This is a genomic window from Kineococcus vitellinus, from assembly GCF_009906315.1.
Classification (GTDB): domain Bacteria; phylum Actinomycetota; class Actinomycetes; order Actinomycetales; family Kineococcaceae; genus Kineococcus; species Kineococcus vitellinus.
Genome location: NZ_JAAALL010000123.1, coordinates 1 through 12330, shown reverse-complemented (window position 1 = coordinate 12330; position 12330 = coordinate 1). Strand labels below are relative to the sequence as shown.

8 protein-coding genes are annotated in these 12330 nt (G+C 77.5%); 7 read left to right on the top strand and 1 reads right to left on the bottom strand.

Going from position 1 to position 12330, the window contains the following annotated elements; genetic code table 11:
- The 4 genes from GTQ99_RS12305 to GTQ99_RS26900 form a co-directional block, all read left to right on the top strand.
- Positions 1–1044, top strand: a 1044-nt coding sequence (locus GTQ99_RS12305; protein ID WP_166616026.1) for a GGDEF domain-containing phosphodiesterase, incomplete at its 5' end; no start/stop codon positions are given.
- Complete coding sequence (locus GTQ99_RS12300) at positions 1041–3266, top strand: EAL domain-containing protein (protein WP_166616025.1); 2226 nt, start codon at positions 1041–1043, stop codon at positions 3264–3266. The genes GTQ99_RS12305 and GTQ99_RS12300, both read left to right, overlap by 4 nt.
- Positions 3263–5623 carry a diguanylate cyclase domain-containing protein gene (locus tag GTQ99_RS12295; protein WP_166616024.1) on the top strand — a complete coding sequence of 787 codons (2361 nt, stop codon included), beginning with the start codon at positions 3263–3265 and terminating at the stop codon, positions 5621–5623. Before GTQ99_RS12300 ends, GTQ99_RS12295 begins: the two co-directional genes overlap by 4 nt.
- Positions 5620–7932: an EAL domain-containing protein gene (locus GTQ99_RS26900; protein WP_166616023.1), complete on the top strand. Its 2313-nt coding sequence runs from the start codon at positions 5620–5622 to the stop codon at positions 7930–7932. Before GTQ99_RS12295 ends, GTQ99_RS26900 begins: the two co-directional genes overlap by 4 nt.
- Here the strand turns inward: GTQ99_RS26900 and GTQ99_RS12285 are convergent.
- Positions 7929–8186: a hypothetical protein gene (locus tag GTQ99_RS12285; RefSeq protein ID WP_166616022.1), complete on the bottom strand. Its 258-nt coding sequence runs from the start codon at positions 8184–8186 to the stop codon at positions 7929–7931. The two genes, GTQ99_RS26900 and GTQ99_RS12285, sit on opposite strands and share 4 nt — an antisense overlap.
- A gap of 248 nt (positions 8187–8434) precedes the next feature.
- Here GTQ99_RS12285 and GTQ99_RS12280 point away from each other — a divergent pair, with 248 nt between their 5' ends.
- The 3 genes from GTQ99_RS12280 to GTQ99_RS12270 all read left to right on the top strand — a co-directional run.
- On the top strand, positions 8435–10552 hold the full coding sequence (locus GTQ99_RS12280; RefSeq protein WP_166616021.1) for a SpoIIE family protein phosphatase: 2118 nt from the start codon (positions 8435–8437) through the stop codon (positions 10550–10552).
- Between the two features lie 82 nt (positions 10553–10634).
- A complete protein-coding gene (locus GTQ99_RS26895) occupies positions 10635–11681 on the top strand; it encodes an alcohol dehydrogenase catalytic domain-containing protein (RefSeq protein ID WP_166616020.1) in 1047 nt (348 codons plus the stop codon).
- Between the two features lie 9 nt (positions 11682–11690).
- Positions 11691–12330: NAD(P)-binding domain-containing protein (locus GTQ99_RS12270; RefSeq protein ID WP_166616019.1), on the top strand; the 640-nt coding region annotated here is incomplete at its 3' end.

Here is a 12330-nt window from a genome sequence, read left to right as displayed (position 1 = left end):
GCGTCGGCCGCCCGGCTCGTGGCCGTCGCCGTCGAGCACCCCCTCGACGGCGTGCACGCCGTGGACTGCAGCGTCGGCGTGGCCAGCACCGGCGGCGCCGCGCCGGGCGGGTGCGGGCCCGACGGCGGGGAGCTGCTGCGCCGCGCCGACGCCGCCATGTACGTGGCCAAGGCCCGCGGCGGCGGCGTCGCCCGCCACGACGCCGTCGCCGACCAGCGCCTGCGCCGGCGCGGGGACCTGTCCGAGCGCCTGCAGGCCGCCTTCACCGGCCCCGCCGGCGCGGTGCGCGAGGAGTTCCGCGTCCACCACCAGGTGCAGGTCGACGTGCGCACCGGCGCCGTCACCGGCGTCGAGGCGCAGCTGCGCTGGGAGCACCCCGTGCTGGGGACGCTGCCCCCCGCCGAGTTCCTGCCGCTGGCCGCCCGGCGCGGTCTGCTGGGCCCCCTCACCGCCCACCTGCTGCTGGGCGCCACCGCCGACCTCGCCGCCTGGCGGGCCGACGGGCACGAGCTGCGGCTGTCCTTCGCCGTGTCCGCCGACCAGCTCGGCGACCCCGCGCTGCTGGCGCTGCTCGACGACGTCGTCGACGCCGGCACCGACCCCTCCCGGCTGGCCGTCGCCGTCGCCGAGGCGTGCCTGTCGGAGGACCCCGAGCGGGCGCTGCTGACCTGCCACCAGATCACCGCCCGCGGCGTCGGCCTCGTCATCGACGGCTTCGGCACCGGTGGCTCCTCGCTGGCCGACCTGGCCGCCCTGCCCGCCACCGCGGTGAAGGTGGACCGCTCCTTCACCGCGCGGCTGCTGGCCGACCCGCGCACCGCCGCGATCGTCGCCGGCACCGTGGACCTGGCCCACCACCTGGGCCTGGAGGTCGTCGCCGACGGCGTCGCGGACGCGGGCACGCTGCGGGCGCTGGCCGCCCTCGGCTGCGACGTCAGCCAGGGCCCGCTGCACGCGCCCGGCGCACCGGCCGCGGACGTGCGCGCGCTGCTGGGCCCCGCGCGCGCGGCCTCGCCTGCCCCGCGGAAGGCGCCGGTCGCGTGAGCGTGCTCGCCAGCCTCCTGTTCGTGCTCGCCCTCGGCGCGTGCTGGTGGCCGCTGGTGCGCCGGGCCCGGCGCCACGACGGCGAGCGCACCGTCTGGCTCTCGCACGCCGCGGCCGTCGGGCTGCTCACCACCGGCGCCACGGCCGCGGCGCTGGTGCACCTCGCCGGTGCACCGGTGCGGTGGGAGGTCGTGGCCGCCGGCGCGCCCGCGCTGGGGGCCGTGGGCTGCATGCTGCGCGGGCTCGTGCACTACGCGCGCGTGCACTCGGTCACCTCCGACCGCAGCGCCTGGCTGCTGGCGGTGAGCTGCGTGCTGGCGCTGGCCGCCGTGGGCGACCTGCTCGTGGAGCGCGGCGTGCTGCACAGCCCGCTGGGCGCGCTGGAGCTGCAGTTCCGGCTGCTGATGGCCGGCGGCGTCGGCGTCGTGTGGGGGCTGCTGCGCGGCGCCGCCCGGCGCGCGGGGCTGCTGCGGACCGCCTCCACCCGCCTGCTGCTGACGGCCGCCGCCGGCGTGGTCTGCGTCCAGCTGGTGGCCGCCACCCGCGAGAGCGACCCGTGCGTGCGGCTGCTGCTGGCCCTCGGCTGGATCGCGCTGGCCGCGGCGCTGGCGCACGCCGCGCACCTGCCCGACCGCTCCCCCGGGCTCATCGCCGTCTCCCCGCTGGGCGCGACGGTCAGCGCCTTCGCCGCGCTGCTGGTGGCCGTGGCCGTCATCACCGTCGGCGGCCTGGACCCGCAGGGCGGGCCGCGGTGGTCCTCGGCGTGGGCGGTGCTCGCCGTGCTGGGCCTGAGCGGGCGCGTGGCGCACCTCGTGCGCGCCGTCAGCCAGCACGACCGGATCCGCCACGAGGCCCTCACCGACGACCTCACGGGGCTGCCGAACCGCCGCGCGTTCAGCGCCGCGCTGGAGGCGGCCACCGCCGGCGGCGGCGTGCCCGTCGCCCTCGTGCTCGCCGACCTCGACGGCTTCAAGGAGGTCAACGACCGCTTCGGCCACGCCACCGGCGACCGGCTGCTGCGCCACGTCTCCCAGCGCTTCCGCGCGGCGCTGCCGCCCGGCACGCTGCTGGCGCGCCTGGGCGGCGACGAGTTCGCCGTCCTGCTGCCCGGCGGCAGCTCCCGCAGCGCCGACGCCGTCGCCCGGCGCCTCGTGGAGGTCGCCGGCGAGAGCCAGCTGGACGGGGTGCGCACCACCGGGTGCAGCGCCGGGATCGCCGCCGCGCCCGTCGGCGCGGACGCGGCGGCCGCACCGCTGGGCGGCGCGGAGCTGCTGCGCCGCGCCGACGCCGCCATGTACGTCGCCAAGGGCCGCGGCGGCGGGGTCGCCCTGCACGACGACGCCCTGGACCGCGAGCTGCGCGAGCGGGCCGCGCTCACCGACGACCTGCACGCGGCGTTCGCGGACGCGGCCGGCGGGGGCCACGAGCAGTTCGTCGTGCACTACCAGCCGCAGGTGGCGGCCGCCGACGGCCGCGTCGTCGGCGTGGAGGCCCTCGTGCGCTGGCAGCACCCCTCGCGCGGGCTCGTGCCGCCGGGGCGCTTCCTCGACCTCGTGGAGCAGCAGCGCCTCATGCCGGCGCTGACCGAGCGCGTGCTCGTGCGGGCCGCCGCCGACCTCGCCCGCTGGCGCGCCGCCGGGCACGACCTGCGCCTGTCGTTCAACGTCTCCTCCAGCCAGCTGGCCGGCGGCGCGCTGCTCGAGCTCGTCGACGCCGTCGTCGCGGCCGGCACCGACCCCTCCCGGCTGGTCGTGGAGGTCACCGAGACGACCCTGGTGGGCGACCCCGACCGGGCGCTGGCGGTCTGCCAGGCGATCCGCGAGCGCGGCTGCGAGCTGTCCATCGACGACTTCGGCACCGGCTACTCCTCGCTGGGCTACCTGTCGGACTTCCCCGCCACCGAGGTGAAGGTGGACCGCTCCTTCACCGCCCGGCTGCTCACCAGCCCCCGCACGGCGGCCGTCGTGGCCGGCACCGTCGGCCTGGCCCACCACCTGGGCATGCGCGTGGTCGCCGAGGGCGTGGAGGACGGGGCGACGCTGGCGGAGCTGCGGCGGCTGGGCTGCGACCTCACCCAGGGCTACCTGCACTCGCGGCCGGTGCCCGCCGGGGAGCTGCTGCGCTCGCTGGCGGCGGCGACGCCCGCGGTCCCGGCGGCGACCCCGGCGGCGACCCCGGCGGCCTCAACCCCGGCGGCGGCGACGCCGATCCTCTCCAGGTGACCGCCCGCAGCGCGCGACGGGCCAGCGCCCGCGCGCTGGCCCGCAGCCTGGCGTTCGCGGTCGCGTTCGCGCTCGCGGTGCTGCTGGGCCGCCTCACCGCCGCCGAGGGGTCCGGGCTGAGCCTGGTGTGGCCCGCGGCCGGTGCCGCCGCGGCCTGGTTCTGCGTGCAGCGCGGCGCGGGCACCCGGTGGCTGGACACCGCCCTGCTGGCCGCCACCACGTTCTGCCTCAACACCGCCACCGGTGCGGGCCCCGCCCTGGCCGCGGGCCTGGTGCTCAGCAACCTCGCCCCGGCGGTGGTGTTCGCCGCGCTGCGCGCCCGGTGGTTCCCGGCCGCCCCCGGACCGGTGACCAACGCCCAGTTCGCCCTGCTGCTCGCGGCGACCGCCGCCGCCTCCACCACCTCGGTGGCCCTCGGGGCCGGCGTCCTCGCCGCCCTCGGCGGCGACCTCGAGCCCGCGGTGCTGGCCGTCTGGTGGGCGCGCCACGCGGCGGGGACCCTGCTCGTCGCCCCCGTCGTCCTGCGCCTGGTGCACGCGGTGCGCCGGCGGAGCGAGCCGCGGCGGGCGGCGGCCGAGGGGCCCGGGCCGGTGCGCGGCGGCCGGCGCACCGCCGAGCTCGGCGCGGCGCTGGTGGTCTCGCTGGCGGCGTACCTGCTGGTGTTCGGCGGCACCGACGGCCTGCCGCTGTCGTTCCTGCCGATGGCGGTCACCGTCTGGGTGGCGCTGCGCTTCCCGACCGGGGCGGTGCTGCTGACCGACCTCGTCGTCGCCGCGGTGGCGGTCGTGGCCACGCTGCGCGGTCAGGGGCCCTTCGCCTCGATCGCGGACGAGTCCGTGCGCGCCCTCGTGGTGCAGGTCTACGCGGTCTTCCTCGCCGTCCTGGGCACCGCCCTGGCCACCGGCCGCGACGAGGCCGCCCTCATGCGGCGCGAGGCCGAGCGCCGCGGCCGCCTCACCGACGCCGTGCTCGCCAGCGTCGACACCGGGATCGTCGTCTCCGACGCCGAGGGGCGGCTGGTGATGTTCAACGACACCGCCCGCGCCTGGCACGGCCTGGACGCCGACGCCGACGTGGACCCGCGCCAGCACGCCGGCACCTACGACCTGTTCGCCGCCGACGGCCGCACCCCGCTGCCCGACGAGCGGATCCCGCTGCGCCGGGCGCTGGCCGAGGGCAGCGTCGCCGGCGTCGAGATGGTCATCGCCCCCGCGGGGCTGCCCGCCGTGCCCGTGCTGTGCAGCGGGCGCACGATGACGGACTCCGACGGCCGGCTGCTCGGCGCGGTCGTCGCGATGAGCGACCTCAGCGGCGTGCGCCGCCGCGAGGCGGAGCTGGCCGAGGCGAACGCCCACCTCGCCGCGCGCTCGGCGCAGGTGGAGCGGCTGGCGACGGCCTCGCGCGCCGTGCTCACCGCCGACGACCCGCGCCGGGCGGTCTGCGAGGCCGCGCTGGGCATCGCCCGCGCGCACGCCGCGTACCTCATGCAGCCCGACGCGCAGGGCCGCCTGGTGTCCACCGCGGCCATCGGCCTGCCCGCGGACACCGTCCTCAGCCTCGACCTGGACGGCGAGGAGACCCTCGTGCTCGGCGCCTACCTGCGCGGGGAGCCGGTGTTCGTGGCCGACGTCCCGCGGCACCCGCGGGCCAGCGCCGCCTTCCTCGAGGTGTGCGGCACGGTCTCGGGCGCGTGGCAGCCCGTCCTGGACGCCGACGGGCGCGTCATCGGCGTGCTGGGCATCGTCTGGCGCGAGCGCGTCGAGGCGCTGGACGACACCACGGCCGCCCTGCTCAGCGGGCTGGCGGCCGAGGCCGCGCACGCCTTCACCCGCGCCGACCTGCTCGCGCAGCTCGCGGCCGCCGCCGACCACGACGCGCTGACGGGGCTGGCCAACCGCCGCGGCTGGGACGACGTGGCCCGCCTGGAGATCGTGCGCGCCACCCGCGAGGGCACGCCGCTGACGTTCGCGCTGCTCGACCTGGACCGCTTCAAGCAGTACAACGACACCCGCGGGCACCTGGCCGGCGACCAGCTGCTGCGCGCCTTCGCGGCGGGCGCCGCCGCGCACCTGCGGGAGGTGGACGTGCTGGCCCGCTGGGGCGGGGAGGAGTTCGCGCTGCTGCTGCCCGGCTGCGACGAGCAGGACGCCCTGGTCGTCGTGGACCGCATCCGCGCCTCCGTCCCCGACGGGCAGACCTGCACGGCCGGCGTCTCCCGCTGGCGGCCGGGCACCGGCGCCGACGAGGTGATGGCCGCGGCCGACGCCGCGCTGTACCGGGGCAAGCAGGCCGGGCGCGACACCACCGTCGTCGCGGCCGCGCACGCGGTGCTCGACGCGAGCGCGGGCAGCCGGTGACGGCGCGCCCGCGGGCGCGTCGGGCCACCGCCTGGTGGCAGCTGTTCCTGGCCGCCGGGGCCGCGGCCGCCGTCGCCCGCCTGCTGGTCCCCTCGCCGCTCGCGCAGTCCGGCCTCTACCTGCTCGTCGCCTTCGCCACCCCGCTGGTGCTGCTGGCCGGCGTGCGCCTGCACCGCCCGCGCCGGCGCGCGCCGTGGCTGCTCATCGCGGCCGGGGAGCTGTGCTCGGCGCTGGGCGACCTCGTCTACGACGTGCTGGACCTGATCGCGGACCGCGCGCCGCACCCCTCGCTCGCCGACGCCTGCTACCTGGCCGCCTTCCCGCTGCTGGCGGCCGGCCTGGTCTCCTTCACCCGCGGGCGGCGCACCAGCGCCACCGGGCGCCTGGAGGTCGCCATCGCGGTGGTCTCGCTGGCGCTGCCGCTGTGGATGTTCCTGCTGGCCCCCGTGCTGGCGGAGCCCGCCGGCCCGCCGCCGGCGCGGGTGCTCGACCTCGCCTACCCGGTGGGGGACCTGGTGCTCGTGGCGCTGCTGGTGCGCCTGGTGGCGACGACGGGACCGCGCCCGGTGCCGGTGCGGCTGCTCGTGGTCGGCACCGCGGGCCTGCCGGTGGCGGACGTGGTGTTCGCGCTGGCCGGGAACTCGGGCGCGCTGCGCGACCTCAACGCGACGCTGTGGCTGGCGGCGTTCGCGTGCTGGGGCGCCGCGGGCCTGCACCCGGGGATGCGCGCGCTGGCCGACGGCGAGGAGGTCGCCGCCCCGGCCCGCCCCGGGCGGCCGGGGTTCTTCGTGGTGACCGGCGTCATCCCCGCCGTGATGCTCTTCCCGGAGGTGCTGGAGCCGCACGCGGCGCACCTGTGGGCCGTCGCCGCGGCCAACGTGGCCGTCACCGCGCTGGGCATCACCCGCATGCAGTTCGCGATGCGCGAGGCCGTGGAGGCGGCGCGGGCCCGCGAGCGGGCGCGGGCCGAGGCCGCGCACCAGGCGGCGCACGACGCCCTGACGGGGCTGCCCAACCGCGCCGGCGTGCTGCAGCTGCTGCGCGCGCGCCTGGAGCTGGCCGAGCGCCGCCGGCGCCCCCTGGGCCTGCTCGTGGTGGACGTGGACCACCTGGCGCGCATCAACGACGAGCACGGCGAGCTGGCCGGCGACGGGGCGCTGACGTCGGTGGCGCGGGAGCTGGCCGCGGCCGTGGGCGACGGCGACGTCGTCGGCCGCCTCGGCGGTGACGAGTTCGCCGTCGTCGTCGAGGACGCCGCGGGCGGGGACGCGCTGCCGGCCCTGGCCGAGCGCCTGACCCGGCTGCCCCTGCACGTGCCCTCGCACGGGCGGCTGCTGGAGGTCACGTGCAGCGTCGGCGTCGCGGTGCGCCCGGGCGAGCGCGCGGTGGGCGCGGACGTCCTGCTGCACGAGGCCGTCACCGCGGCCGCGCGCGCCAAGGGCTGCGGCGGTGCCCGCTCGTGGGTCTTCGACGACGACCTGCGCGCCGAGCTGGAGGAGCAGGCCGAGGTGGAGGCCGCCGTGCGCGCCGGCCTGCGCTGCGGGGAGTTCGTCCTGCACTACCAGCCGGTCGTCGACGTCGCCACGCGCCGGCTGCGGGGGCTGGAGGCGCTGGTGCGCTGGAACCGCCCCGGCCACGGCCTGGTGCGCCCGGACCTGTTCGTCCCCGTCACCGAGCGCAGCGACCTCGTGTGCGCGCTGGGGCGCTGGGTGCTCGCGGAGGCCACCCGCCAGCTGGCCGCCTGGCGCGCCGAGGGCACCGTGGCCGAGGACGTGCACGTCGCCGTCAACCTCTCCGGGCGCCACCTGGCCCGCCCGGGCGTGCTCGACGACGTCGCGGAGGCGCTCGCGGTGGCGGGCCTGCCCGCGCACGCCCTCGTCCTGGAGGCCACCGAGACGGTGCTCATGCAGCACGAGGACGTCCTGGGCACCATGCGGCGGCTGCGCGCGAGCGGGGTCGGGCTGAGCCTGGACGACTTCGGCACCGGGTACACCTCCATCGAGCAGCTGCGCACCCTGCCGCTGGACACGCTGAAGGTGGACCGCAGCTTCCTGGCGTCGGGCACCGCCCCCGACCGGGCCCTCGTCGGGCTGCTCGTGCACTGCGCCCACGTCTTCGGCCTGCAGGTGGTGGCCGAGGGCGTCGAGCGCGAGGAGCACCTGGCGCTGCTGCGGGAGCTGGGCTGCGACCTCGCGCAGGGCTACCTGCTGGCGCGGCCGGTGCCGGCGCACGCGGTGGCGCGCGCCGTGCGGGAGGCCACGGCCGGGGACCTGCCCGCGCTGGAGGAGGGCTGGGGGTCGCAGGGCTAGGAGCCCGCGGGCTGGCGCACGAGCCGGGACAGGCGCTCGCGCAGGAAGGTCTGCAGGTTCGCCCCGAGCGGTTCGCCGGCCTGCGCCTTCTCGGGGGCGTCGAGCCCGCGCTCGCGCGGCGAGACGGCGGGCCCGTCGCGCCGCAGGGACTCCAGCAGGCGCCGGGAGTAGCTGCCCGTGATCAGGCAGTACCAGGCTTCGTCGCGCATCTCGGCGTCGAGGCCGTCCAGCCACTCGTCGTAGGAGGCGATCACGACGTCAGTGTGCACCCCGCCCGTTCACGCGGGCGACACCCGCGGGCCGTCCCGGTGTCACCGGTGACGGAACGTACCAACGGCATCACCCGGACGGGCGGCGGTGATCGCGCCGGTCCCCCGCCGGTCCCCCGCCGGTCCCCGTCGATCGCCCTCGATCGCAGGGACGCCCGGGGGCGTTCACCCGACCGGCGGAGCGGCCGGGGTCTCGGGTGCGACCGCTCCGGGGCCGGTCTAGAGTCGATCCGATGGACGGGATGAGAGCCGCCTTCGCGGGCGACACCGTCGCGGACCCGCTGCCCCGCGTCATGCAGGGGCAGCCGGGGGCCGTGCTGCTGGTGCAGGTCTCCGACGGGACGGTCCTGTTCGCCAACCCGCTGGCCGAGCAGCTGGCCCCGGACGTGCGGCTGCCGTGCCCCGTGGACGAGTGGTCGCGCTCGGCGGGGCTGCAGGCCGCGGACGGCTCGGACCTGGACGACCCGGGCTCCGGCATGCCGGCGCCGCCGCTGTCGCGCATCGCGCGCGGCGAGCCCGTGCACGGCGAGCGGGTCACCGCCGCCCGCGGCTCCGACATCTCCGAGGTCCGCGAGGACCTGTGGGTCGTCGGCCTGCCGCTGACCGACGCGCGCGTGGACGAGCTCTCCGGCCTGGCCCTGGTGGTGCTGCTGCCGCTGCGCGAGCAGGAGCTGGTGCGCGAGGCCCAGGAGTCCGCCGAGCAGCTGCACAGCCGCGCGGTGCTGGCCAGCGACCTGTCGTTCACGATCTCCGACCCGAACCAGCCGGACAACCCGCTGGTGTGGATCAACCCCGCCTTCGAGAAGGTCACCGGCTACGGCCAGGACGTCCTGGGGCAGAACTGCCGCTTCCTGCAGGGCCCGGACACCGACCGCGAGGCCGTCCGGCGCATCCGCCGCGCGCTCGAGGCGGGCGAGACGACCACCGAGCTGCTGCTGAACTACCGCAAGGACGGGACGGCCTTCTGGAACGAGGTCGTCATCTCCCCGATCCACGACGCCGGGGGCCGCCTGACCCACTTCGTGGGCGTGCAGTCCGACGTGACGATGCGCGTGCAGGCCGAGCGCGAGCGGGACGCGGCGCTCGCGGTGGCCCGCGACGCCAAGCGGCGCCTGGAGTTCCTGTCCTCGGTGACCGACGAGCTCTCGGAGGTGCTGGACCCGGAGGCCGCGCAGGACCTGCTGCCCTCGCTGGTCGTGCCCTCCTTCGCCGAGTGGGCGTTCGCGACGACCCTGGACCCCGGCGGGCGCACCCGCCAGATCCGCGCCTCGCACGCCGACCCCCGCCGCGCGGGCGACGCGGCGCGCTTCCAGGAGCTCACGCACGGCCTGGGCGAGGGCTCCATCTCGATGCGGGTGCTGCGCGGCGCCCTCGGCCCCACGCTGGTCACCGTCGAGGACGCCCACGTCGACGCCAACACCAGCGCCGAGACCGCCCGGGTGCTGCGCCGCATGGGCCTGGGCAGCGCGGTCGTGGTGCCGCTGCGCGCCCGCGGGCAGATCACCGGCTCGCTGACCCTGCTCTCGGGCCCGGACCGGCCCCCCTTCACCGCCGACGACCTGCAGACCGCCGCCGACCTCGGCGCCCGCGCCGGGGTCGCGCTGGAGAACGCGCGCCTGTACGCGCAGCAGCGCAGGTCCTCGGAGACGCTGCAGCGCAGCATGCTGACCCCGCCGACGCAGGCGCCGGGGCTGGCGGTCGCCACCCGCTACCGCCCGGCCGCCGAGGCCGCCCAGGTCGGCGGCGACTGGTACGACGCCTTCACCCAGCCCGACGGCTCCACCGTCGTCGTCATCGGCGACGTCATGGGCCACGACGTCTCGGCGGCCGCCGCGATGGGGCAGCTGCGCACGCTCGTGCGGGGGCTGGCCTACGACCGCGCCGCCCAGCCCGACGAGGTCCTGCACCGCCTGGACTCCCTGCTGGAGGGGCTGGGCATCACGACGCTGGCGACGGCCGTCGTGCTGCAGCTGGAGGCCCGCTCCGCCGACGGGCGGCGGGGCATCCGCTGGTGCACCGCCGGCCACCTGCCCCCGGTGGTCGCCGAACCCGACGGCAGCGTCTACATGCTCGGCGGCGACGGCATCGTGCTCGGCCTGGGAGCGGGCCAGGTGCGCCTGCAGCAGCGCGCGGAGCTGCCGGTGGGCTCGCTGCTGCTGCTCTACACCGACGGCCTCGTGGAACGGCGCGACCGCCCCATGGAGGACCGCCTCGCCGAGCTGTGCGAGGTCGTCTCCTCGCTCGACGGCACCCCCACCGAGCAGCTGTGCGACGAGCTGCTGGAGCGGATGCTGCCCGCCGGCAGCGACGACGACGTGGCGATCGTCGCGGTGCGCGTCGGGGACGCCTGAGCGCAGCCCCGCTCCCGCGCACCGGGTCCGGGGCGCGGGTTCCCGGGGCGCGGGCTGCCGGGGTGCGGGTTAGCGTCGGCGGGTGCCCACCACCGTCAACGCCTACGCGGCCACGTCCGCCACCGAGCCGCTCACGCCCTTCCGGGTCGAGCGCCGCGACGTCGGCCCCCGCGACGTGCTCATCGACATCGCCTACTGCGGCATCTGCCACTCCGACATCCACACCGCGCGCAGCGAGTGGGGCCCGGCGGCCTACCCCGTCGTGCCCGGCCACGAGATCGCCGGGACCGTCGCCGAGGTCGGCTCCGAGGTCACGAGGTTCTCCGTCGGCGACCGCGTCGGCGTCGGCTGCATGGTCGACTCCTGCGGCGAGTGCACCAACTGCGCCAGGGGCGAGGAGCAGTACTGCCTGAAGGGCAACGTCGGCACCTACAACAGCGTCGGCGTGGACGGGCAGCCCACCCAGGGCGGCTACTCGCAGAAGGTCGTCGTCACCGAGGACTTCGTGCTGGGGATCCCCGAGGGGATCGACCTGGCCGTGGCCGCCCCGCTGCTGTGCGCGGGGATCACCCTGTACTCCCCGCTGCGCCACTGGGGCGCCGGCCCCGGCAAGAAGGTCGCGATCGTCGGCCTCGGCGGCCTCGGCCACGTGGGCGTCAAGATCGCCGCCGCCCTGGGCGCGGAGGTCACCGTCCTGTCGCAGTCGCTGAAGAAGCAGGAGGACGGCCTGCGCCTGGGCGCGCAGCACTACGCCGCCACCTCCGACCCGGACACCTTCGAGCGGCTGGCCGGTTCCTTCGACCTCGTCGTCAACACCGTCAGCGCCGCCATCGACCTGGACGCCCACCTGTCGCTGCTGGCCGTCGACGGGACCCTCGTCAACGTCGGCGCCCCCGAGGACCCGCTCTCGCTCAACGTCTTCTCCCTCATCGGCGGCCGCCGCTCCTTCGCGGGCTCGATGATCGGCGGCATCGCGCAGACCCAGGAGATGCTCGACTTCTGCGCCGAGCACGGCATCGGCGCGGACGTCGAGGTGATCGGCGCGCAGCAGGTCAACGAGGCCTACGAGCGCGTGCTGGCCTCCGACGTGCGCTACCGCTTCGTCATCGACACCGCCACCCTGGCCTGAGGGGGACGCGTGATCATCGGCATCATCGGCGCCGGGAACATCGGCGGGAACCTGACGCGCGCCTTCACCGCGACGGGCCACCAGGTGCGGGTGGCGAACTCGCGCGGCCCGCAGACCCTGGCCGACCTCGCGCAGGAGACCGGCGCCAGCGCCGTGCCGGCCGGCCAGGCCGCGCTGGGCGCGGACCTCGTCGTCGTCACCGTCCCGCTGAAGAGCGTGCCCGCGCTGGGACCGGCGGTGCTCGACGTGCTGCCCGAGGGCGGCGTCGTCGTGGACACCGGCAACTACTACCCGCAGCGCGACGGGCGGATCGAGGAGATCGAGGCGGGGATGCCGGAGACGGTGTGGACCGCCCGCACGCTCGACCCCGCGGGCCGGCTGCACTGGGTGAAGGCGTTCAACGGCATCCGGGCCGAGCACCTCGTCACGGCCGCCCGCCAGCCGGGCGACCTGGAGCGGCGGGCGCTGCCGGTGGCGGCCGACGACGCCGGGGCCCGCGACCTCGTCACCGGCCTCGTCGGGCAGCTGGGCTTCGACGTCGTGGACGCCGGCCCCCTGGCGCAGTCCTGGCGCCAGCAGCCGGGCACCCCCGTCTACGGCGCCGAGGCGGGTGCCGAGGGCATCCGCGAGGCGCTGGCCGCGGCCACCC

What these genes read in the sequence shown, in the direction of transcription:
- GTQ99_RS12280 (WP_166616021.1), top strand. Translation starts at nt 8,435, where the DNA reads ATGGACGGGATGAGAGCCGCCTTCGCGGGCGACACCGTCGCGGACCCG.